Annotated in this window: 23 protein-coding genes; 10 read left to right on the top strand and 13 right to left on the bottom strand. The window is 70.5% G+C overall.

Features of this window, described 5'->3' with window-relative positions; all coding sequences use genetic code 11:
* The first annotated feature begins 21 nt into the window (after window positions 1-21).
* Window positions 22-3,120 carry a GH92 family glycosyl hydrolase gene (locus ACWEFB_RS31395; protein WP_452291197.1) on the top strand — a complete coding sequence of 1,033 codons (3,099 nt, stop codon included), beginning with the start codon at window positions 22-24 and terminating at the stop codon, window positions 3,118-3,120.
* A 55-nt stretch (window positions 3,121-3,175) separates the two neighbouring features.
* Here ACWEFB_RS31395 and ACWEFB_RS31390 read toward each other — a convergent pair whose 3' ends face one another.
* Genes ACWEFB_RS31390 through ACWEFB_RS31380 form a run of 3 tightly spaced genes read right to left on the bottom strand, consistent with a single transcriptional unit; the run spans window position 3,176 to window position 5,152 of the window.
* Window positions 3,176-4,072 carry an ADP-ribosylglycohydrolase family protein gene (locus tag ACWEFB_RS31390; RefSeq protein WP_452291195.1) on the bottom strand — a complete coding sequence of 299 codons (897 nt, stop codon included), beginning with the start codon at window positions 4,070-4,072 and terminating at the stop codon, window positions 3,176-3,178.
* Between the two features lie 31 nt (window positions 4,073-4,103).
* A complete protein-coding gene (locus tag ACWEFB_RS31385; RefSeq protein WP_452291193.1) occupies window positions 4,104-4,454 on the bottom strand; it encodes a transcriptional regulator in 351 nt (116 codons plus the stop codon).
* Window positions 4,451-5,152 (bottom strand): hypothetical protein, encoded by a 702-nt coding sequence (locus ACWEFB_RS31380; protein ID WP_452291191.1) that lies wholly within the window; start codon window positions 5,150-5,152, stop codon window positions 4,451-4,453. Before ACWEFB_RS31380 ends, ACWEFB_RS31385 begins: the two co-directional genes overlap by 4 nt.
* Before the next feature lie 244 nt (window positions 5,153-5,396).
* On the opposite strand from ACWEFB_RS31380, the gene ACWEFB_RS31375 reads away from it, so the two are divergent.
* The 3 genes from ACWEFB_RS31375 to ACWEFB_RS31365 are packed head-to-tail and all read left to right on the top strand — an operon-like array spanning window position 5,397 to window position 7,213.
* Window positions 5,397-6,038, top strand: a complete 642-nt coding sequence (locus tag ACWEFB_RS31375) for a hypothetical protein (protein ID WP_326558083.1) — start codon at window positions 5,397-5,399, stop codon at window positions 6,036-6,038.
* A gap of 30 nt (window positions 6,039-6,068) precedes the next feature.
* Complete coding sequence (locus ACWEFB_RS31370) at window positions 6,069-6,761, top strand: RibD family protein (protein ID WP_452291188.1); 693 nt, start codon at window positions 6,069-6,071, stop codon at window positions 6,759-6,761.
* Window positions 6,758-7,213 carry a deaminase gene (locus ACWEFB_RS31365; protein WP_452291186.1) on the top strand — a complete coding sequence of 152 codons (456 nt, stop codon included), beginning with the start codon at window positions 6,758-6,760 and terminating at the stop codon, window positions 7,211-7,213. The genes ACWEFB_RS31370 and ACWEFB_RS31365 overlap by 4 nt, the downstream gene beginning before the upstream one ends.
* Before the next feature lie 29 nt (window positions 7,214-7,242).
* On the opposite strand, the gene ACWEFB_RS31360 is transcribed toward ACWEFB_RS31365, so the two are convergent.
* Genes ACWEFB_RS31360 through ACWEFB_RS31335 form a run of 6 tightly spaced genes read right to left on the bottom strand, consistent with a single transcriptional unit; the run spans window position 7,243 to window position 12,294 of the window.
* Window positions 7,243-7,896: a GTP cyclohydrolase II gene (locus ACWEFB_RS31360; protein ID WP_452291184.1), complete on the bottom strand. Its 654-nt coding sequence runs from the start codon at window positions 7,894-7,896 to the stop codon at window positions 7,243-7,245.
* Window positions 7,897-7,934: 38 nt separating this feature from the next.
* Window positions 7,935-8,969: a lysylphosphatidylglycerol synthase transmembrane domain-containing protein gene (locus ACWEFB_RS31355; protein WP_452291182.1), complete on the bottom strand. Its 1,035-nt coding sequence runs from the start codon at window positions 8,967-8,969 to the stop codon at window positions 7,935-7,937.
* A 34-nt stretch (window positions 8,970-9,003) separates the two neighbouring features.
* Complete coding sequence (locus ACWEFB_RS31350) at window positions 9,004-9,828, bottom strand: class I SAM-dependent methyltransferase (RefSeq protein WP_452291180.1); 825 nt, start codon at window positions 9,826-9,828, stop codon at window positions 9,004-9,006.
* Complete coding sequence (locus ACWEFB_RS31345) at window positions 9,825-10,916, bottom strand: glycosyltransferase family 4 protein (protein ID WP_452291178.1); 1,092 nt, start codon at window positions 10,914-10,916, stop codon at window positions 9,825-9,827. Before ACWEFB_RS31345 ends, ACWEFB_RS31350 begins: the two co-directional genes overlap by 4 nt.
* Window positions 10,913-11,311 (bottom strand): 6-pyruvoyl trahydropterin synthase family protein, encoded by a 399-nt coding sequence (locus tag ACWEFB_RS31340; protein ID WP_452291233.1) that lies wholly within the window; start codon window positions 11,309-11,311, stop codon window positions 10,913-10,915. Before ACWEFB_RS31340 ends, ACWEFB_RS31345 begins: the two co-directional genes overlap by 4 nt.
* Before the next feature lie 5 nt (window positions 11,312-11,316).
* A complete protein-coding gene (locus ACWEFB_RS31335; protein WP_452291176.1) occupies window positions 11,317-12,294 on the bottom strand; it encodes a dehydrogenase in 978 nt (325 codons plus the stop codon).
* 93 nt (window positions 12,295-12,387) lie between these two features.
* Here ACWEFB_RS31335 and ACWEFB_RS31330 point away from each other — a divergent pair, with 93 nt between their 5' ends.
* From ACWEFB_RS31330 to ACWEFB_RS31315, 4 genes are all read left to right on the top strand, one after another.
* Window positions 12,388-13,257 carry a CDP-alcohol phosphatidyltransferase family protein gene (locus ACWEFB_RS31330; protein ID WP_452291174.1) on the top strand — a complete coding sequence of 290 codons (870 nt, stop codon included), beginning with the start codon at window positions 12,388-12,390 and terminating at the stop codon, window positions 13,255-13,257.
* A 136-nt stretch (window positions 13,258-13,393) separates the two neighbouring features.
* A complete protein-coding gene (locus tag ACWEFB_RS31325) occupies window positions 13,394-14,062 on the top strand; it encodes an HAD family hydrolase (protein WP_326558092.1) in 669 nt (222 codons plus the stop codon).
* A 21-nt stretch (window positions 14,063-14,083) separates the two neighbouring features.
* On the top strand, window positions 14,084-15,844 hold the full coding sequence (locus tag ACWEFB_RS31320; protein ID WP_452291172.1) for a sulfatase: 1,761 nt from the start codon (window positions 14,084-14,086) through the stop codon (window positions 15,842-15,844).
* Between the two features lie 95 nt (window positions 15,845-15,939).
* Window positions 15,940-16,746, top strand: a complete 807-nt coding sequence (locus ACWEFB_RS31315) for an alpha/beta fold hydrolase (RefSeq protein WP_452291170.1) — start codon at window positions 15,940-15,942, stop codon at window positions 16,744-16,746.
* A gap of 28 nt (window positions 16,747-16,774) precedes the next feature.
* Here the strand turns inward: ACWEFB_RS31315 and ACWEFB_RS31310 are convergent, their stop codons facing one another.
* Window positions 16,775-18,214 carry a family 43 glycosylhydrolase gene (locus tag ACWEFB_RS31310; protein WP_452291168.1) on the bottom strand — a complete coding sequence of 480 codons (1,440 nt, stop codon included), beginning with the start codon at window positions 18,212-18,214 and terminating at the stop codon, window positions 16,775-16,777.
* A gap of 105 nt (window positions 18,215-18,319) precedes the next feature.
* Here ACWEFB_RS31310 and ACWEFB_RS31305 point away from each other — a divergent pair, with 105 nt between their 5' ends.
* Entirely contained in the window at window positions 18,320-18,469 is a 150-nt protein-coding gene (locus ACWEFB_RS31305; RefSeq protein ID WP_452291166.1) for a hypothetical protein, read from the top strand.
* A gap of 253 nt (window positions 18,470-18,722) precedes the next feature.
* Here the strand turns inward: ACWEFB_RS31305 and ACWEFB_RS31300 are convergent, their stop codons facing one another.
* Complete coding sequence (locus ACWEFB_RS31300) at window positions 18,723-19,334, bottom strand: MFS transporter (RefSeq protein ID WP_452291230.1); 612 nt, start codon at window positions 19,332-19,334, stop codon at window positions 18,723-18,725.
* Here ACWEFB_RS31300 and ACWEFB_RS31295 point away from each other — a divergent pair.
* Window positions 19,307-20,401 (top strand): IS630 family transposase, encoded by a 1,095-nt coding sequence (locus tag ACWEFB_RS31295; protein ID WP_452291228.1) that lies wholly within the window; start codon window positions 19,307-19,309, stop codon window positions 20,399-20,401. The genes ACWEFB_RS31300 and ACWEFB_RS31295 overlap by 28 nt on opposite strands.
* Here the strand turns inward: ACWEFB_RS31295 and ACWEFB_RS31290 are convergent.
* Window positions 20,370-21,215 (bottom strand): MFS transporter, encoded by an 846-nt coding sequence (locus ACWEFB_RS31290; protein ID WP_452291164.1) that lies wholly within the window; start codon window positions 21,213-21,215, stop codon window positions 20,370-20,372. The genes ACWEFB_RS31295 and ACWEFB_RS31290 overlap by 32 nt on opposite strands.
* Entirely contained in the window at window positions 21,215-21,790 is a 576-nt protein-coding gene (locus tag ACWEFB_RS31285) for an ArsR/SmtB family transcription factor (RefSeq protein ID WP_452291162.1), read from the bottom strand. Before ACWEFB_RS31285 ends, ACWEFB_RS31290 begins: the two co-directional genes overlap by 1 nt.
* Window positions 21,791-21,842 lie beyond the last annotated feature (52 nt).

Below are 21,842 nucleotides of genomic sequence, written 5' to 3'. Positions count from 1 at the left end.
CTGGGAGGGTGACTTGTGTCCATGACCCGGATCAGTGCCACGGCCGGTCTGGTGCTCGCGATCGTCGCGGGCACCGCGGGTGCCGTACCAGCCAGCGCCGCCACCGGCGCGGACCTGGTGACGGACCCGGCCAGCTACGTGGATCCCTTCATCGGCAGCGCCCGCGACGGCAACACCTGGCCCGGCGCGGTGCGTCCGTTCGGGATGATCTCGTGGAGCCCGACCAGCACACGCGGCGACCAGACCAGCACCGGCGCGGCCAACGGCTACCAGTACGACACCACGCGGGTGCGCGGGTTCAGCCTCACCCACGTCAACGGCGCCGGGTGCAACCCCGGCGCGGCCGGCGACGTGCCGATCATGCCGTACGTCGGCGCCGTCGACTCCTCGCCGACCGCCGACACCACCGACGCCAAGTACGCCAGCAACTTCTCCCACGCCACCGAGTCGGCCGACCCGGGCCGGTACACGGTCACCCTCGACTCCGGGGTGAAGACCGACCTCGCGGTGAGCACCCGCGCCGGGGTGGGCGAGTTCGGCTTCCCCGCCGGCAAGCCCGCCAACCTGCTCTTCCGCACCTCGAACTCGCTCAACGGCAGCGAGGACGCGGAGATCGACATCGACGTCGCACACCAGCGGGTGACCGGTTCGGTGCTGACCGGGGCGTTCTGCGGCCGGCGGGCCAACGGCGGGGTGAACAACCGCAAGACGTACTACCGCCTCTACTTCAGCGCCACCTTCGACCGGCCGTTCGTCGGCAACGGTGTCTGGACCGACGCCACCCTCACCCCCGGTGGTGTCCACGCCACCGGCGGCGAGGGGTACGCCACCGGCGCGGACCGGGCCGGGCGCGGCTCCGGCGGGTACGTCACCTTCGCCACCGGTGCCGACACCGGCACCCAGGTACGGATGCGGGTCGGCATCTCCTACGTCAGCCTCGCCGGTGCCGAACTGAACCGGGACACCGAACTGCGGCCCGGCGCCACCGTGCAGACGGTCGCCGACCAGGGCTACCGCGAGTGGAACGAGCAACTGCGCGGGGTCCGGATCGGCGGCGGCTCGCCCGACCAGCGCACCACGTTCTACACCGCGCTGTACCACGCGATGCTCCAGCCGAACATCTTCAACGACGTCGACGGCCGGTATCTCGGCAGCGACATGGCCGTGCACAGCCTCGCCCCGGGACAGAAGGCCCAGTACGGCACCTTCTCCGGCTGGGACCAGTACCGGGCCCACATCCAGTTGCTCGCCCTGCTCAAGCCGCAGGTCGCCGGCGACTTCGCGCAGTCGCTGTACCAGTTCGCCCAGCAGAACAACGGCATCTGGGACCGCTGGATCCACAACAACGGCTCCACCCACGTGATGACCGGCGACCCGGCCGCGCCGACCCTGGCCACCTTCGCCGCGATGGGCGTACGCAACTTCGACACCGTCGGGGCGTACGAGTCGCTGCTGCGGCAGGCGACCGTACAGAACCCGGAGGCGGAGAACGACGGCGGCTGCCCCGGCCAGTGCACCGGCCAACGGCCGGCCCTGGACCGGTACCTCGCCCTGCACTACGCACCCCAGAACGCCTGCCACTGCTGGGGCGGGGCGGCCGAGACGCTGGAGAACTCGCTCGCCGACTTCTCCCTGGCCATGTGGGCGCAGCGGCTCGACCGAAACACCGAGTACCAGACGCTGGCGCAGCGGGCCAACTGGTGGCGCAACACGTACAACTCGGCCGCCACCCCGACCGACGGCTACCAGCAGGCCCGTAACTCCGACGGGAGCTGGGCCGGCGGCTTCAGCCCGTCCACCGACGTCGGCTTCGCCCAGGGGTCCAGCGCCACCTACACCTGGATGGTGCCGCAGAACGTGGCGGGACTCGCCGCCGCGATGGGCGGTACGGCGGACGCGGTACGCCGGCTCGACGGCTTCTTCCACGACGAGGCCGGCAACTGGGCGGTCCGGGGCGGCAGCGCCCTGCGGTACGACCCGACGAACGAGCCGGGCCTGCACGCACCGTGGCTCTACAACGGGCTCGGTCAGCCGTGGAAGACCCAGGCGACCGTACGCGAGATCGTCGACACCGTGTACGGCACCGGACCGTCCGGGCTGCCCGGCAACGACGACCTCGGCACCATGTCGGCCTGGTACGTCTTCGCCGCGATAGGCGTCTTCCCGCAGGTGACCGGGCGGGCGGAACTACTCCTGGGCAGCCCGCTCTTCCCGACCGTGCGGATCGAGCGGGACAACGGGGTGAAGCTCGTCGTCAACGCCCCGAACACCTCCGACGCCAACCAGTACGTCCAGTCCGTACGCCTCGACGGTGGGCCGTACGCGAAGTCGTGGCTGCCCGAGTCGTTCATCCGCAGCGGCGGCACCGTGAACGTGACGCTCGGCGCCGACGCGAACCGGAGCTGGGGCACCGGCGCCAACCAGGTTCCCCGCGACCGGGTGCCCGTACCCGGCGCCTGCGACGGGGTCGAGCTGCCGCAGCCGACACCGGGCACGCCGGGGCTGACCGGGGTCGGCTACTGGCCGCTGGACGAGAACACCGGCAGCACCACCGTCGACCAGGTCGCCGGCAACAACGGCACCCTGGTCAACGGACCGACCTGGACCGCCGGCCGCAACGGGTCCGGGCTGCAGTTCAGCAACGGCAACCAGTACGTCGACACCGGTCGTACCATCCTCGACACCAAGGGTGGTTACACCGCCGCAGCCTGGGTACGGCTGGACAGCGCCAGCGGCGCGTTCCAGACGGTGGTGAGCCAGGACGCGGACCGCAACAGTGCGTTTTTCCTCCAGTACTCCGGCGGTGACCGCAGGTTCGCGATGAGTTTCGCGGGCGTACGGGCGGTCGCCCCGACCGTGCCGGTCGCCGGTCAGTGGTACCACCTGGTGGGTGTCCGGGACGCCGCCGCCGGACGGCTCAGCGTCTACGTCGACGGGCAGCTCGGCCGGCAGGTCGACGCCTGCGTCGGCGAGGTGTCGACCGGACCACTGGTGATCGGTCGGGGCAGGTTCGGCGGCGGCCCGGTCGACTACTGGGGTGGCGCGATCGACCAGGTGCACGTCTACGACCGCCCGCTCGGTGCGGCCGAGGTCAAGGCGCTCTACGACTCCGGCCGGTAGGTCCGGTCCGGCGTGGGGTGGGGCGAGAGCCGTCCGGCTCGCCCCACCCGACGCTTCACTGTCGTACGAGACTCGGCAGTGGTTCCCGGTGTGCCAGCCAGGCCGCCGGGATCCCGCCGTAACCACGGCCGGTGTACGCGGCGACGATCCCGCCGACGATCGCCGAGGTGGTGTCGACGTCTCCGCCCGCCCGCAGACAGGCGACGATCGCCGACGGGTAGTCGTCCAGGTGGGTGGCCGCGGCCCAGAGCGCGAACGGCACCGTGTCCTGCGCCAGCACCCGGCTGCCGTTGCCCAGCTCGTACGCCGCCTCGCGGACGCTGGCCCCGAGCAGGGTCCGCGCCCGTTCAATCCCGGTCTTCACCCGGCTCTCGACCAGGTAGGCGAGTACGGCATCGAGCAGGTCCGGGGGGTCGGGTCGACTCTGGACCAACCGAGCCCATCCCGTCTCGGCGGCGGCGACCGCCACGGCGACCGCGCCGAGGATGGCCTCGCTGTGTGCGTGGGTGACCTCCGCCGACCGCATCGCCTCGAGTGCCGCGGTACGCGAGTCTCCGGCGTGGAAGGCGCCCAGTGGCGCGACCCGCATCGCGGCGCCGTTGCCCATCGAGCCCTGCCCGCCGAACGCGGCCGGGGCGACCTCCCGCCAGGAGGCGCCTTCCCGGAGCTGTCGCAGGATGACCACGGCACCTCCGCCGTAGCCCCGGTACGGCTCGAAGTGTTCACCGAACGCGGCGGCCAGGCGGTCCTGGTCGATGCGTCCGCGCTGGTGTAGTTCGCTCACCACCGAGCAGGCCATCTCGGTGTCGTCGGTCCACGACCAGGGTGGGGTGGGCATCATCCCGGCGACGAGGTCGCCGACGGCGGTGCCGGGTAGGAAGAAATGGGCGCCGAGCGCGTCGCCCACCGACAACCCCTCCAGGCTGTCCATACAGAGTTCGAATGACGTCATATTGCTCTTGATCCTGCCACGGCCGCTGCTCCTATCGGCCGTTGGTCGTCTCGACGCGGGCGATGAGCTGCTTGAGTCGTGCGATCTCCTCGGCGAGTGCGGTGTTGCCGGCTGCGGTGAGGGTGATCCAGGTCCGGCCCCGCCGCCCGGCGTAGCCCTTCTCGACCTGGACCAGCCCGGCCGTCTCCAGTACGCCCAGGTGCTGGGAGAGGTTCCCGGCGGTCAGTGCCAACTCGGTACGCAGGAATCCGAACTCCACCCGTCGGGCCTCGTGCGCGATGGTGAGGATCCCGAGCCGGACCCGCTGGTGCACCACGTCGTCGAGCCCGGTGACCGGGTGCGGAGTCTCGTTCTCGTCCGGGGTGTCGACGGGGCCGGTCACCGGGGCTGTCGCAGCCGTTGCGCCAGCGCGAAACCGGCACTGCCCAGCAGCAGCACACCGCCGCTGATGACCAGCATCGGTGCGAACTCCCAGTGGCTGCCCCAGTGGTTTCCCCAGCCGAAGTTGATCGGCACTGCTATCACGGTCAGGTACCCGAGGGCGAACAGCAGCAGCGCCCGGTGGCGTTCCAACCAGGCCAGCACCAGCAGTGCCAGCCCGATCGAGCCGGTGAAGTCGGTCAGTCGGAACAGGGCGAGGACGACCCAGGGCAGGGGGTCCGAGCGGTCCGGCGGCGGGAGGTAGTTCCCCACCACCAGATGCCCGACGGTGAACAGGGCGACCAGCACGATGCCCACGATGACGTACGGCACCACCCGGGTGCCCAGTCCCCGGGCGCGGGCGACCCGCAGGTATCCGGCGGCGATCACCACGTACGCCAGGACCAGCGCCGTCCACCAGTAGATGGACGCGGACTGGAACCAGACCTTGCACACCTCGCCGTCGTCCACTGGACGGCACTCGCTGAGAACCTGGTGACCGTACCGGTACGCGGGGATCGCACCGAAGGTCACCAGGGCCAGCACCAGCAACGGCAGCCACGTCACCCGTTGGGCGAGACGGACCCGGTGCGCGAGGTTGCGCGCGTCAGCCAGCAGCCGGCGGGGGTCGCCGCCGGCGGGAACCGCATCTGAAGTCATGCCAATAGGTTTCCATAACAAACCGATTGGCGCTAGTAACAATCCCGACCGAAGTCATGATCGTCCGCGGTCCTCGATCGAAGCCGACAACAGGGCATGATCGAAAGCCAGTCGACGGCCCCGGACCCGGCACGCGGTATCGTCACGGCAGGTCGGCCGGGTCTGGTGTGGTGCCCGGCCAAGCCGCCACGGCAATCGGGAGCCCGTTGCGGGTCTCGGGCGAGATGGCTGAAGGGCGGGACGGATGATCATCCCTGGGCGGTTCAACGGACCACCCGGCTCGGGCAACGGTGGCTACAGCGCCGGAATCTTCGCCGACGGCGCCCCGCGCGAGGTCACGCTGCGTATGCCGCCGCCGCTGGACACGCCGCTGTCGCTGGTCGAGGGCCGGGTCCGGGACCCGGACGGCGCCGTCGTGGCCGAGGTCGCGCCGACCGGAGCCGTCGACACCGTGGTCCCACCGATCGGGTACGCCGACGCGCAGCGCGCCTCTGCCGCGTACGTCGGGTTCACCGGTCATCCGTTCCCCACCTGCTACGTCTGCGGACCCGACCGCGCCGACGGCCTCGGTATCTTCCCCGGCCCGGTGTCGGACGGCCGCACCGCCGCCCCCTGGACGGTCCCGGCCGACGTGTCGCCGGCGATGGTCTGGGCCGCGCTCGACTGCCCCGGCGGCTGGGCGATCATCGGCCCCGCCCGGCCGTACGTGCTCGGCCGGATCGCCGTCCAACCGGTTCGGATGCCTGCGCCGGGTGACCTGTGTGTGGTGGTGGGCGAGCTGGCCGCCGCCGAGGGTCGTAAGGCTCTCGTGCACAGCACCCTGTACGGCCCCGACGGTGCCGAACTGGCCCGAGCCCGCGCCACCTGGATCGCGGTCGCCGGTTGATGCCACGGGAAACAAGCAGGGAGTCGGCCGGTGAGTGAGCGACCCTACGTACTGCTCAGTTGCGCCACCTCGATCGACGGTTACCTCGACGACGCGACCGACCAGCGGTTGCTGCTCTCCAACGACGCGGACTTCGACCGGGTCGACGCGGTACGCGCCGACTGCGACGCGATCCTGGTCGGTGCCAACACCATCCGGCTGGACAACCCGCGGCTGCTGGTGCGCTCGCAGCAGCGCCGGGACGGGCGGGTCGCACGGGGTCTGCCCGCGTCGCCGACGAAGGTCACCGTCGTCGGTCGGGGTGACCTCGACCCGGACGCGCTGTTCTTCACCGCCGGGGACACCGACAAGATCGTCTACTGCGCGACGGCGGCGGTCGACAAGACCCGCGCCCGACTCGGTGACTCGGCGACGGTCGTGGACGCGGGCGACCCGGTGACCCCGGAGCGGACGCTGGCCGACCTCGCCGCCCGTGGCGTACGCCGGCTGGTGGTCGAGGGCGGCGGCACCATGCACACCCAGTTCCTCACCGCCGGACTGGCCGACGAACTGCACCTGGTGATCGCCCCGTTTTTTGTCGGCGACTGCCGCGCCCCACGTTTCGTCAACGACGGCCAGTACCCGTGGCATCCGGGACGCCGCGCCCACCTGGCCGAGGTCCGCCAGATCGAGGATGTCGTGCTGCTGCGCTACGCCCTGTCCGACCGGTTCGGTGCGGCGTGACCCAGGACGACCGGCGCTGGCTGACCGCCGCGATCGAACTCTCCCACCACAGCCCGCCGGTCAGCTTCGCCTACGCGGTCGGTGCGATCGTGGTCGACGCCGACGGGGTGCGGTTGGCCGACGGGTTCTCCCGGGAGACCGACACGCACGTCCACGCGGAGGAGTCGGCGCTGGCCAAGCTGGCCGGCGTGGACCTCTCCGGTGCCACGATCTACAGCTCGCTGGAGCCGTGCAGTGTCCGCAGGTCCCGCCCACGGACCTGCACCCAGCTCATCATCGCCGCAGGGCTCCGGCGGGTCGTCTTCGCACTGCGGGAACCGCCGTTGCTGGCCGACTGCCACGCCGTGGAACTGCTCGAAGCCGCCGGTGTCGAGGTGGTCGAGATCCCCGACCTCGCCGACGAGGTCCGTACGGTCAACGCCCACCTCCTGCTACCCGGCCAGGCACGGTGACTCCCACCCGGCCGGGCGCGGTGACCGGGTCACCGGACGAACGGTAGATCCGAGGCACGGGCCGCCCGGCCGGCCTTCGCCGCCAGATAGCCGGCGTTGGCGGGGGAGAGGAACACCCCGGTCGGTACGCACTCCGTCACCACCAACCCCAGCTCGCCGAGCTGCTCGGCCTTGTCCGGATTGTTGGTCAGCAGGGCGACCCGCTCCACCCCCAGGGTGGCCAGCATCTGGGCGGCGGCGGTGTAGTCACGCTCGTCCTCGCCGTGACCGAGTGCCACGTTCGCCTCGTACGTGTCCAGGCCGGCGTCCTGGAGGGCGTACGCGTCGAGCTTGGCGTACAGGCCGATGCCCCGCCCCTCCTGCCGCAGGTAGAGCAGGAAACCACCGGCCGCCGCGATCCGTTCGACACCCTCACGAAGCTGCGGGCCGCAGTCGCACCGCTGGCTGCCGAACACGTCTCCGGTCAGGCACTCGCTGTGCGGGCGGACCAGCGGTACGGGTCCCTCGCCGTGCTGCCGGTCGAGCGATCCCGCCCAGTCACCGAGGCCGAACGCGAGATGTTCCCGGCCGTCCACCAAGCCGTCGAAGGTGAACACCCTTGCGGTGGTGGCGAATCCGTCGGGGAACTCCAGCGGTACCGTGACCTGCGTCCGAACCGTCGCGACAGGCAGTGCGTCGTACATTCTTCTCCTCTGTTGGACCGTGCCGAACCGTGACGCGCTCAACCGTGCACAGCGCTTCGTCGGGGCACGACCGCCGGCACGACCGCAGGCACCCGGACCCGCCGGATCAGCAGCACCGCGGCGCCGGGCAGGCTCGCGACCAGCACCAGCGCCCCGTACACCATGGCGGTGGAGATGCCCTGGGAGGCGGTGAGCCCGGCCGCCCCGAACGCCCAGGCGGCCACCCCCTCGCGGGGTCCGAAGCCGGCGACGTTGGCCGGTACGCTCATGGCCAGCAGGGCCAGGAACGTCAGCGGCACCAGTTGGGACAGCGGTGCGGTGACACCCGCTGTCCGGGCCGCGACCAGGAACGTCGCCAGGTGCCCCGCGACGACGACGGTGGAGGCGATCAGCACACCCGCCCACTTGCCGTGGGCGATCAGGCCTTCGCGGACATCCGCCTCCGTGGTGCGCAGTGCCCGCGCCCACCGGGAGGGCCCGCGCCGGGGCAGCACCCGGGCCAGCAGTACGGCACCGAGCACACCGGTCACCACCAGCGCGGTCGCGGCCGGCAGGTACGGCCGTACGGGCGACGGGAGGGCGAGCAGGACGGCCACCGCGAGGACGGCCTGGACGACCTGACCGGCGGTGCGTTCCCACACCACCGCCCGGATACCGCGCCCGACGTCGCCGGTGTCCCGCCCGTGGCGTACCGCCCGGTGCACGTCACCGAGCACGCCGCCGGGCAGGGTCGAGTTCAGGAACACCGCCCGGTAGCAGGCGGCAACTGCCGTACCCAGTGGCAGCCGGACGCCGAGACCGCCGGCGATCAGGCTCCACCGCCAGGCGCAGCACACGGTGGTCAGCGCGCCGATGCCGAGCGCCGCCGCGAGGGCCCATCCGTCGATCAGGCGCAGCCCGTCGAGGAACGGGCCGGTACCCAGCCACCACAGCAGGACGGCGAGGATCCCGATCCCGCTGACCGTCCGTACCAGGGCCCAGTTCGGGCGGATCACCGGGACGCCCCGAGCGGGCGGCGCGACGGTGGGCGTGGTGTGGGTACCTTTCGCAAACCGGCCTCCCTCGAAGAACATCTTCTCGGGTACACGTGCTGCGGCGGTCAAAGGTTCATTCACAGTTGGCGAGAAGGTCGTTGTGCTCGACCACCACCCCGAGCTGTCCGGCGGCGGCTTCCGCGAGACGGCGTGCCGCGTAGGCGGCTGCCGGGCCGGTCAACTCCGGTCGTTGCTCGCACGCCGCGCCCAGCCAACCGTCGAACCACTCGGCCGTCAGGTCGGCCTGCTCCGGGCCGAGTCGCCAGTGGCTGGACCGTACGGTCACGTCCACTCCGCGTCGGCCGAACGCCTCCACGGTGGCCCGTACGGCGTCCGGTCCGAGCAGTGTCCGGCCGCCGACCGTACGCCGCTGGTGGGCGTTGAACGCCTCGGTCAGCTCCGCGTCGAGCGGGTCGGCCGGGGTGAGTGCCACCCGTCCGATCACCGAGAGCGTCAGCAGGGTCGGGCAACCGGTGTCGGCGCAGACCGCCACGATCCGTTCGACCTCCTCGACGGTCAGCATGTCCAGCAGCGCCGAGGCGGTGATCAGGGAGGCGCCGGCGAGGTCCTCGGCGGTCAGTCGGGTGATGTCGCGCTGCCGGGTCTCGACGGTGACCGGAGCCCCGTCGGCGGCCGTGTCGGTCATCTCGGCCTTGGCGCGTTCCAGCAGGTCGGGGTCGCGGTCGTACATCACCCAGTGCTGCGGGCCGGAAAGCCGCGGGGCCAGCCAACGGCCCATCGACCCGGTGCCGGTGCCGAGGTCGTGGACCACCGTGAGCGGGTTGCCGGCCACGTGACGGCGGACCGGTTCGACGAGTTCCGGCGCGCGGGCGGAAGCGTCGGCGGGCTCCCGCAGCCCGAGCCAGGCCGCGGTGACGCGACCGACCTCCTCGCTCATGCCGACCTCCCCACGGTCACCAGCACGGAACCGAGGACGTTCGCCACCAGCGCGGAGGTGACCGCCCAGCCGGTGAGGGTGCCCCGGCGGCCCCGGGCGGAGCGCCGGAGCTGGTCGCGCAGGCCGGCGTCGTCGAGCCAGCGGCGCAACGCAGCGGCGAGGGCCGCCGGGTCGTCGGGCGGCACCAGCATGCCGGGCAGGCTGCCGTCCGGGGCGTGCCCGAGGGCCTCTGGCAACCCGTTCGTCGCCGTGGCCAGGACGGGGATCCCGCGTGCCAGCGCCTCGGTGACCACCATGCCGTACGTCTCGCCGTGCGACGCCAGCACCAGCAGGTCGGCACCGGTGTACGCGGCGTGGAGTTCGTCACCGGTACGGGCGCCGACCAGGCGCACCCGGTCCCGCAGGCCGTGCGCGGTCGCCTGCTGCCGTACCCGGTCGACGAAGTCCGGGTCCCGGTCGAGGGCGCCGACGCAGAGGCAGTTCCACCGCCGGTCCGCGACCGCCGCCAGGGCGGACGTCAGCACGTCGTGGCCCTTGTGCGGGGTGACGGCGGCGACACAGAGCAGTTCCGAGCCGGCCGCCGATCCGGGCGCCACCGGTGCCTGCTCCACTCCCGGGGTGGCGACGTGGATCCGGTCGGCCGGCAGCCCGTACAGGTGGATCAGCCGGTGCCGGGTCCACTCGCTGGTGGTGATGACCGCGACCGCCGAGGCCAGGGCCTCGCCCTCGGCGGCACGCGACTCCACGGCCCCCTCGCCGAGCGGCAGGTGGACCAGGACAACCAGGCGCAGCCGGTGCGACTGCGGGACCAGCACCTCCGGTACGGCCGACGCGACCAGCCCGTCGAGCAGCACCACCGCGTCGTCCGGCAGCCCGGCGAGTACGCGCGCCACCTCGTTCCGCGCCGTCACGTCGGGCTCCGGCCAGGTGCCGCGTACGGCATGTTCGTGCACCGCCCACCCGGACCCGGCGAGGCCGACGCAGATCCGGCGGTCGTAGCTGTTGCCGCCGCTCGGGGTGGTCGGATCGTCGATGTCGTTCGGCAGCACCACGTGGACGACGGTGGCGGTGCCACCTGCTGCGGTCACAGTGGCCGCTCGTAGCTCGCCCACGCGATGTGCGACTCGTGCAGGGTGACCGCGATGCCCTCCAGGCCCCGTGCGCCCTCGCCGAGGGCACCGGCGTGCACCCGTTCGGCGAGACGGTCGGCGATCACCTGGGCGAGCGCCTCGGTCGAGGTGTTGATCCCGGCGAACGCGGACTCGTCGTCGAGGTTGCGGTAGTTGAGCTTGCTGAGTACGGCGTTCAGTTCCTGGGAGGCGAGCCCGATGTCGACCACGATGTTGTCGGAGTCGAGAGCGGTCCGGCGGAACGTCGCGTCGACGACGAACGTCGCCCCGTGCAGCCGTTGGGCGGGTCCGAAGACCTCGCCCCGGAAACTGTGGGCGATCATGATGTGGTCACGGACGGTCACGCTGAACAAGGTTTTCACTCTCCGTAGGTGATGAGGTGACACAGCGCGGGCAGGGTGCCCGCGGTCAGTCGGGGAAGCACGTCGGGCAGCGCGTCGAACCGGGACGAGCCGGTGATCAGGGTGTCGAACGCGGGGTCGCGGAGCAGGTCCAGGGCGAGCGCGAGGCGGTCGGCGTAGGTGCGGCTGGACCGGCGGGCCGGGGAGACCATGCCCACCTGGCTGCTGCGGATGGTCAGTCGGCCGGAGTGGAACGCCCCGCCCAACGACAGGTTCACCGTGCGGTCGCCGTACCAGCTCAGGTCGATGACCGTACCCTCCGGGGCGAGCAGGTCGAGCGACCGCTGGAGCCCGGCGGACGACGCGCTCGCGTGCACCACCAGGTCGCGTCCCTGCGCGGCGTCGGCCGGCAGCGCGAACTCGACGCCCAGCGCCGCGGCGACGTCGGCCCGGCCCGGATCGGCGTCGACCAACTGGACCCGGACCCCGGGGAACCGGGCGAGCAGGGCCGCCACGCTGCAACCGACCATGCCGGCACCGACCACCGTGATCCGGTCACCGACCAGCGGCGCGGCGTCCCACAGGGCGTTCACCGCGGTTTCCACGGTTCCGGCCAGCACCGCCCGCGCAGGCGGAACCCCATCGGGTACGGCAACCACGGCGGAGGCCGGCACCACGTACGCGCTCTGGTGCGGGTAGAGGCAGAACACGGTACGCCCGAGCAGGTCCTCCGGACCCTCCTCGACGACGCCCACGTTCAGGTAGCCGTACTTGAGCGGACCGGGGAAGTCGCCCTCCTGGAACGGTGCGCGCATCGCCGCGTACTGGCTCACCGGCACGCCACCGGCGAACACCAGCGTCTCCGTGCCCCGGCTGATGCCGGAGTACCGGCTGCGGACGAGGACCTCGCCGGGACCGGGGTCGGGCAGCGTCACCGACCGGATCTCGCCCTCGCCGGGCGACCGCAGCCAGAAGGCGTGTGCCTCGCGCGTCACCGGTTCCTCCTTCCTCAAGATCGATCGAACCGAACGGCCGCATTTTACGTGTTTCCCTATCAAGGGCGTACACACGATAGACACGGAGGCAGGGTGCGCACGGTTCAAAGCGGTCCCATAATTGGGCTGATAGTCCAGGTTGTCCTGCTCGCCGGCCTTGCCGGAACAGTCGGCCTCGGTCCCGCCGGCTGGCTCGCGGGAGTCACGTACGGGGCCGTCATGTGCGTCCTGCTCACCCGGGGTCTACGGGACTCGGGCACGGGCCGGCTGAGTCCCGCCGACCGGGTGACCCTGAGCCGGGCGACGCTCGTCGGCGGTGTGACCGCGTTGACGGTCGACTCCTTCGACCGGCCCACCCCGGTGGGGCTGCTGGTCACCCTCACCGCCGTGGCGCTCGTACTGGACGCGGTGGATGGTCACGTCGCCCGGCGTACCGGCACGACCACCGCGCTCGGGGCGCGGTTCGACATGGAGGTCGACGCCTTCCTCCTGCTTGTGCTCAGCGTCTACGTGGTGGAACCGGTCGGTGTCTGGGCGCTGGCGATCGGCGGCATGCGGTACGTCTTCGTGGTGGCGATCTGGGTGCTGCCGTGGATGCGGGGAACCCTGCCACCGCGCTACTGGCGGAAGGTCGTCGCGGCCACCCAGGGCATCGTCCTGGTGCTCGCGGCGGCGGACGTGCTGCCCCGGCCGCTGACGGTGACCGCGGTGGCGGTGGCGTTGGCCCTGCTCGTCGAGTCGTTCGGCCGCGACGTCGGGTGGCTCTGGCAGCACCGCCCGGCCCGGCTCGACCGGCGTCGTCGGCCCGAGCCCTCGGTCCGGGTGGCACCGGCGGCGCGTACGGGGAGCAGACTGCTGGTGAACATGTCGGCGCACGCGGTCGTGGCCCGGGGGACCGGCCCGGCCGGAATCGTCCGCACGGCGGCGGGTCGAGGGCACCGTTTCCACGACCCGGTGCCGTGACCCGGCCACCACCGTTGTTCGAGCATCACCGCACCGCCCACGACCCCGGCCCGCGGCGACCCCCACCGATCCGGGACGACACTGCCCGCCTGCTGTTCACGCAGTTGCGGGCCGGAGCACACGAGGAGACGCGGACGTGAGTCAGTTCGAGGCGGTCCTGTTCGACGCGGGCGACACCCTGATCCGGCTCTCCGGTAGCGGTGAGAAGCTGCTGCACCGGGCGGCGGCCAGGCTCGGTGCCGAAGCGCTCGACCCGGACGAGGTGGCATCGGTGTGGCGCCGGGTCCTCGGCCGCAGCAGTACGGCCGAGGAACTGGCCAAGGGTCGTGACCTGTCGAACGACCGGCACCGCGAGGTGTGGACCGCCCTGTACACCTCGGCCGGCTGCGAGCGGCTCGCCCCCGGGCTGAGCGAGGAGTTGTACGCACTCACCGTCAGCGCCGAGTCCTGGGAGGCCTTCCCGGACACCCTGCCCACCCTGAAGGCCCTGCACGACCGGGGCCTGCCGGTCGGCATCGTCAGCGACACCGGTTTCGACCTGCGTCCCGCGATGGACCTGCTGGGTCTGTCGCCCTTCCTGGACACCGTCGTGATGTCGTTCGAGCAGGGCGTCTGCAAACCCGCCGCGGAGGTGTTCCTCACCGCCTGCGACCGGATGCGGGTACGTCCGGAACGGACCCTGATGGTTGGCGACAACCCGCTGACCGACTCCGGTGCGGTGGCCGCCGGCATGCACGTGTTCCTGTTGCCGCCGCCGGTCGACACCGGACCACGGGGACTCGGCCACATCCTGTCCCTGATCTGAACGAAGGACGCACCGACCACCATGGACGACATCTCCACCACGCACGACTCGACGACGGACAACCGCGCGGAGATCGTGCCGGCCGACGACGCCACCAGCCCCTCGACGAAGGCCGACGCCGGCCCGCCGGGCGAGGCCACTGTCGCGGCCGACAACACCGTCGCCGTACGCCGAAAGCGCCGGATCCTGGCGGGGGTGACCACGACCCTGGCTGTCCTGCTCGTGCTGTTCGCCCTGGTCGCGCCGAACCAGATCGGTCGGCTCAGCCCTGCCGCGTTCCTGCGCATCCCGCTCGAGGGGCTCGTCGGCGTCGCCCTCCTGCTCGTCCTGCCCGGTCGCACGAGACGGGTGGTGGCCGCGATCGTCGGGGTGGCCCTCGGGCTGCTCACCATCGTGAAGATCATCGACATGGGTTTCTTCGAGGTCCTCGACCGGCCGTTCGACCTGGTCCTCGACTGGGTCCTGCTGGACGACGCGCTGTCCTTCCTCACCGACTCGGTCGGCCGCTTCGGTGCGATCGCCGCCGCGATCGGGCTCGCCCTGCTCGTCGTCGCCGTCCTGGTCCTGATGACCCTGTCGGTCCTGCGCCTGACCCGACCCCTGGTACGGCACCGGAGCACCGCGGCCCGTTCCGTCGCGGCACTCGGGGCTGTCTGGGTCACCTGCGCCGTACTCGGCGCGCAGATCGTTCCGGGGGTGCCGGTCGCCGCCAACAGTGCGGCCGACCTCGCCTACGACCGTACGCTCCAGGTCCGGGCGGGACTGCGCGACCAGAGCGCCTTCGCCGAGGAGGTCACCGTCGACGCCTTCCGTGACACCCCCGGCGACAGGTTGCTCACCGGTCTGCGGGGCAAGGACGTGATCTTCGCCTTCGTCGAGAGCTACGGGCGCGACGCGGTCGAGGACCCGGAGATGGCACCCCAGGTCGGTGCGCTCCTGGACGCGGGCAACCAGCGGCTGAACGCGGCCGGGTTCGCCTCCCGCAGCGCCTTCCTCACCTCACCGACCGCGGGCGGCGGTAGCTGGCTGGCCCACGCGACGTTGCTGTCCGGCCTCTGGATCGACAACCAGCAGCGCCACAACAACCTGCTCGCCAGTGACCGGCTGACCCTCAACGGCGCCTTCCGCCGGGCCGACTGGCGTACGGTCGCCGTCATGCCGGCCCTGACCCAGCCCTGGCCGGAGGGGAAGTTCTTCGGCAACGACCAGGTGTACGGCGTCGACGACCTCGGCTATCACGGCCCGAAGTTCAGCTACGCCCCGGTGCCCGACCAGTTCACCCTGTCTGCCTTCCAACGTTTCGAGCGGGCCAACCCCGACCACGCCCCGGTGATGGCGGAGATCCCGCTGGTGTCGAGCCACGGTCCGTGGGCGCCGATTCCCCGCATGGTCGGCTGGAACGAACTCGGTGACGGTTCGGTCTTCAACTCGATCGCCAAGGAGGGCGAGTCGCCGGACGACGTCTGGAGGGACCCCTCCCGGGTACGCACCGAGTACCGGCGTTCCATCGAATACTCGCTGAGCAGCCTCATCTCCTACGTGGAGAACTACGGCGACGACAACCTCGTCCTCGTTTTCCTCGGCGACCACCAGCCTGCCCCGATCGTCACCGGTGAGAACGCCAGCCGGGACGTGCCGATCACCATCGTCGCCCACGATCCGGCCGTACTGGACCGGGTCTCCGGCTGGGGCTGGCAGGACGGTCTGCGGCCGGGCCCGCAGGCGCCGGTCTGGCGGATGGACGCCTTCCGGGACCGGTTCCTCACCGCCTTCGGCTCCTAGACTCCCGACTGCGTGATCATGCAACCGTCCGGACACGTCTTCTCCCAGCCCCGACAAGATGATTTGATCTCCTGAGCCGAAGCCGGAGACCGCCCATGCCCAAGGTGCCACTGCACGACGGAACCGCCATCGAGGTGGCGATCCATGGCTCGGGTCCGGCCGTCCTGCTGCCGGTCGGCCCGCAACCGTCGGCGGAGACACCGGACGGGCGTACCGACCCGGTCGAGGGCAATCCGCTGGTCGAGGGTCTTCGCGACGAATTCCGGGTGGTCGTGTTCGACTACGAGGGCCACCTCGGGCGGCACCCGAGGCCGGACACCCTGACTCCCGGCAACATCACCGCCGACCTGCTCGCCATCGCCAACGCGGCGCGGGCCGACCGGTTCGCCTACTACGGGTACTCCTGGCTGGGGATGAGCGGGTTGCAGCTCGCGATCCGTACCCGCCGCCTCTCGGCGCTGGTCATGGGCGGTTTCCCGCCGATCGACGGCCCGTACACGGAGGCGCTGCGGGCCGTCGAGCGAGCGTACGAGGCGACGGTCTCGGGGGAGCCCGACGAGCGGGCGGGTGAGCCGCGGGCCCGGCAGTTCGTCACGCTGTACGAGTCGTTGCAGGGATTCGACGACCGGGCGATCCAGGCCCAGGTCACCTGCCCCCGGCTCTGCTTCGTCGGCGCCACCGACGAGGTCCCGTACGGCCAGCGCGTCGGTGTGCCGGTGGACGTCGGGGCCGTGGTGCGGAGCCGGCGGTCGGAGCTGGAGGCGTTCGGCTGGGACGTGCGGATCCTGGACGGGCTGGACCCGACCGAGGCCGCGCAGCCTGCACATGTGCTGCGTCTGTTGCGCCCCTGGCTCACCGCCGCGCTGGCCGGCGACTCTTCGCCGCCGGCCGACGATCGGTAGGTGCCCGGTTGCTCGGACCGGGTGTTGGTCACTCCGGGTGGAACGTGGCGGTCGCCTGGTTCGCCGCCCCGCTCACCGCTTCCAGGTAGAGCAGTCCGGCGCGGTGACGGACGTACCGGCCCGGGGCGTTCTGCGACTCCAGCGAGACTCCGGCGCTGCTGGCCAGGCCCGGCCGGCGCAGGAAACTGGCGTCGGCCCGGAACTGCGCCGAGCCGTCGTCGCGTTCGACGTGGACCTCGTAGTTGCGGTGCCGTAGGTAGTAACCGGGAAAGTTGGTGGACTCCAGCGACACCGATCCGGAGCCGGCCAGGCCGGTGACGAACCGGTACTGCGAGTCGGCCAGGTTCGTCACGTTACCCTCGACCCGTCCCCGGTAGTCGTAGTGCCGGATGTAGCTGCCGGTGAGGTCATGCGAACGCAGCCGTACGGGTGACGCGCCGTCCGGCACCGGAATGCCGAAGTTGGGTGTGCCGTCGGCGTTCCAGTACAGCTTCTGGATCCGGGTACGCCGGTTCGGATCGTTGAGTGGATCACCGGTGATGTCCCGGTAGTTGCGGTCGTGGTAGACGAGGATGTCGCTCTGCCCGTCGTCGGACACCGTGAACGAGTTGTGCCCCGGCCCGTACTGACCGGTGGCGGTGTTGGTGGTGAACACGGGTGTCGGGCTCTTGGTCCAGGACGAGGCGTTCAGCAGGTTCGCCGTGGCGGAGGCGGTCAGCAGGCCGAGGCAGTAGTTGGCGTCCGTCGCACTCGCCGAGTACGTGAGGAAGACCCGTCCGTTGCGCTGGATCACCGCCGGTCCCTCGGCGACCCGGTAGCCGCGGGTCTCCCAGTCGTAGGACGGCACCGTCAACCGGGTCACCGTGCCGGTGATCGTCCACGGGTTGGTGCCCATCCGGGCGAGGTAGAGGTTCGAGTTGGTCGACACGCCCGGCTCCTGCTGCGCCCAGGTCAGGTAGCGCACCCCGTTCACCACGAAGGTCGAGGCGTCCAGGGCGAACGTGTCCCACGGGGTGGTGATCCGTCCGCGTTCGGTCCAGCCGCCGGTGAGCGGGTTGGCGCCGGTGCTCTCCAGCACGTACATCCGGATCCGCCAGATGTCGTCGGTACGGCCGGCGGCGAAGTAGACGTACCACCTGTTGTTGATGAAGTGGATCTCGGGAGCCCAGATGTGCGCGCCCATCTCCCCGCTGGTGTGTCGACGCCAGATGGTCGTCTCCGGGGCGGTGGAGAGCCCCTGCAACGTGGTCGCGCGGCGCAGCACGATCCGGTCGTACTCGGGGACGGTGGCGGTGAGGTAGTAGTAACCGTCGCTGTGTTTGAAGATGTGCGGATCGGCGCGCTGGTTGACCAGGGGATTGCTGTGGTTCACCGGTGGTGCCGCGTTTGCCGGCGACGCCGGCGACAGCCCGACCAGTACGGCGAGCGCCGTCGCCGCCGCGACCAGCGTCCTCCTGCGCATCGACATCGTGGACAACCTTCCCTGGGACGGATCGACATTGACGCTCATCGAATCGTTTCAAGGCCAGTGTTATCGCTAACAGGTTGGCGCGTCAAGACGCACGTCGATGCCTTGACGGTCGGCAACGACTCGGTCGGCGGCGGCTGCGACATGAACCGCTCCACCCGTGCCCAGCGGTTCACCTGGAACGCCGACGGAACACCCAACTTCGGCGTTCCGGCGAGGCTCGGCACCCCGCTCACCGTGCCTTCCGGCGAGTAGCCCGTACCGCAGCGCCAGCGTCGTCCGGAAGTCGGAGGCGGTCGAGGCCGCGACCGGCTTCAGGGCGAGCGTGCCGATCCGGAAGGTGATCTACTCGACGAACGCGATCGAGTCCCTGAACGCCGCTGACGGCGGGCGGTCAAAGCCCGCGGCCACCTTCCAACGAACAGGCGGCGTTGAACGCCTCCGCCCTCACCTTCGACGACCGCTTCCGACCGCTGGAATCACTAACCAAGATCGCTGGAAAGACCCTTCAGGAGACGGGCCCATTGCCTTCCGTCCCGGCCGCAGGTTCGTGGATCGCCGACGCGTAGCGTTGCTGCCTGTGGTCACGGGGGCCCTGGTTCGGCATTGCCGGTGGATGGTCGGCGCGTAGCGCCATGGAGAAGGTGATCGCGCCGAGGGCGGCCAGGGTTGCTATCGCGGCGAAGACTGTGCGTGGCCCGCTGAATTGCAACGCCGGTCCGGCGGCGGTGTATCCGACGAATGCGGCCAAGTTCTCGGTGGTTGCGACTGCGGTCATCACGTGAGGTCGGATGGGTGCGGGGGTGCGTAGGGTGACGCGGGTGTTGAGCGTTGCCGCCAGTAACGGCGTGGCCAGTCCCACCAGGAACAGTCCGATGGCGACTGTGAATGCCTGATCGGCGAGTAGCAGCCACAGTGGGGTGCATTGCAGCATTGCGGCACCGGTGAGGACGGTGTTGTTCATCCGGCCCAGGCCGGTGACGGCCACCAGGCTGCCGATGGCGAGGCCGGCGCCGTTCGTTGCCGTGAGTAGCCCTAGTGTCTCGTGACCCTGTTGTCTTGGCTTGAGGTGTGTTGTGGTTGGCTGTGCTGGTGGAGTTGACGTCGGGTGAGCAGGCAGAGCTTCGCGCGTTGGTCAACAGCGCGGAGGTGTCGGCGGTGATCGGGACGCGGGCGCGGATCGTGTTGTGGCGTGCCGAGGGTCGGAGGAAGAAGGAGATCGCGGTGTTGGCCGGGGTGTCGCGTCCGACGGTGGACCTGTGGCTGGGACGGTACGCCGACGAGGGCGCGGCCGGTCTGTTCAGTCAGCGGCCCGGCGGACCCCGTGAGCAGGTGCCGGCCCGGATCCGGTCCCGGGCCCTGGCCCTGACCCGGATGACGCCGCCGACGGATACGGGCCTGTCGCACTGGTCCAGCCGGGAGATGGCCGCCTACATCACCCGCACCGAGGGTGTGGCGGTCTCCTACCACTGGGTGGCCAAGCTCTGGCGCGAGCACGGACTCAAGCCCCACCGGTCCGGCACCTTCAAGCTGTCCCGGGATCCAGGGTTCGCGGCCAAGGTCGCCGACATCGTCGGCCTGTACCTTGACCCGCCCGGCGGGGCGGTGGTCCTCAGCCTCGACGAGAAAACCCAGATCCAGGCCTTGGACCGCACCCAGCCGCTGCTGCCGATCGAGTTCGACGCCACCGAGCAACGCACCCACGACTACGTCCGCCACGGGACCACGAACCTGTTCGCCGCGCTGAACATCGCCACCGGCGAGGTGCTCGGGGAGTGTCGCCCGTCCCGCGACGGGGCGGCGTTCCTGGCCTTCCTCAAGAAGGCCGTGGCCCCGCACCGTGGACGGCAGGTCCACGTGGTACTCGACAACCTGTCCACCCACACCACCCCCGACGTGATGGCCTGGCTCGCGGCGAACCCGAACGTGCGCTTCCACTTCACCCCGACCGGCTCCAGCTGGATCAACCAGATCGAGATCTGGTTCGGCATCATCACCCGCCAGGCCATCCGCCGTGGCACCTTCTCCTCGGTCCAGGTCCTCGTCCGGTCCATCCGCGACTACATCGCCACGTGGAACGCTGATCCCAGACCCTTCCAGTGGACCGCGACCGCCGACGAGATCCTCGCGAAGGTCCAACTCGTACAGACCAGCATCAAGAAACTCGTCGCGAACAACACCAAGTAAAGCGGTCAGGATCACGAGACACTAGCGTTCGGGGATCGCCTCCCAGCTCATCCATGACCAGCACTGGCAGGCAGATGAATACAGCGGGGACCGAGATGGTCACGAACGTCAGGGCGAGCATGAACAGCCGAAGTGCTCGATGGCGCAACACGTGGCGCAGGCCCGCGAACATGGAAGTCTGCTCGTCGCTGCCGGGCGAGGACGCCCTGTCCGTACCTGCCACGACAGTGGCGGGCGGCCGGACAAACGCGGCCAGGATGACGAAGGAGACAAGGTACGTGCCGGCGTCGATCCAGAGGACTTGGGTTGGCCCGAGCAGGGCGATGAGTAGCCCGCCGAGGGCAGGCCCGGCAAGGGCCGCGACTCTGGTCGCACCGTCGATCAGGCTGTTCGCCCGGCCGAGGAGTTTCTCGTCGGTGCCCCGTATCGGGCCGAGGAGGTCGGCCAGGATGAGCCGCTGCGAGGAGACATAGGGAGCGGTGAACGCACCGAGACTGAACGAGACCACCAGCAGGGCCGGCAGGCTCAGCCATCCCGTCTGATGCAGCAGCGGAATCAGCGCCATCAGCGGTGCGCGCGCCCCGTCGCAGATCAGCATGGTGCGCCGTACGCCCAGCCGAGCCACGACCTTGCCGCTGGGCAGGCCCAGGGTCACAACGCCGAAGAACTCTGCGGCCAGGACCGCGCTCATCTTCACCGGCGAGCCGGTGGTCACCAGGACGAACCATGGCAGCGCCAGGAGGGTGAGCCAGGAGCCGAAGGTGGACAGCAGCTTCGCGACGAACAGGGCCAGCAGTCCTGGTGTGTGCAGCATCAGCTTGGACCGTCGTGCATGGGGACGGCATACCCGAAGAAGGCGACGCGGCGGGCGTGCGCCGTACGGGGCCGGGTAACGGCGGTGTACTCGCCGATGAGGGCCTTGATGCGCTCGGTCACCTCCACCAGTTCGTCGGTGTCGAGGTAACCGATGTCTTCGCCGACCCAGGCCGCTTCCTGCCAGGCAGTGTCGAAGTCGTCCTGGTGGCGCTCGTAGGCATCCAGGGCGGCGAGCCGCTGGGCGATGAACTGCTCTCGCAGCGCCCGGGAAGCGGCGACGAACTCCGGTGAGCCGTCACCCGTCGCCGACCAGGTGATCCCTCGGCTGGTTGCCCGCCATGGACGTTCGCGTCCTTCAGCCAGTTCGGGTGCAGGCTCGACGAGGCCCCATTTGGCCAGCTGGCCGACGTGATAGCTGATGGATGCCGTTGACTCGCCGGTCCGGTCGGCCAGCTTCCGCCCGGATGCCGGACCGTCGACGGTGAGCAGTTCGAGGAGCTTGAGCCGGATGGGATGGGCGAGCGCGCGCAGGGCCTGCGGGTCGGTGATGTGCTTCCTCTGACCTGACGACATTGGGCCAAGGTATCTTGGCCAACACTTCTTGGCAATGTGCGGTTGCCCCGCT

It is taken from the genome of Micromonospora sp. NPDC004704 (genome assembly GCF_053601675.1).
The sequence above is the reverse complement of the archived record's forward strand: the minus strand, read 5'-3'. Positions and strand labels throughout refer to the sequence as shown.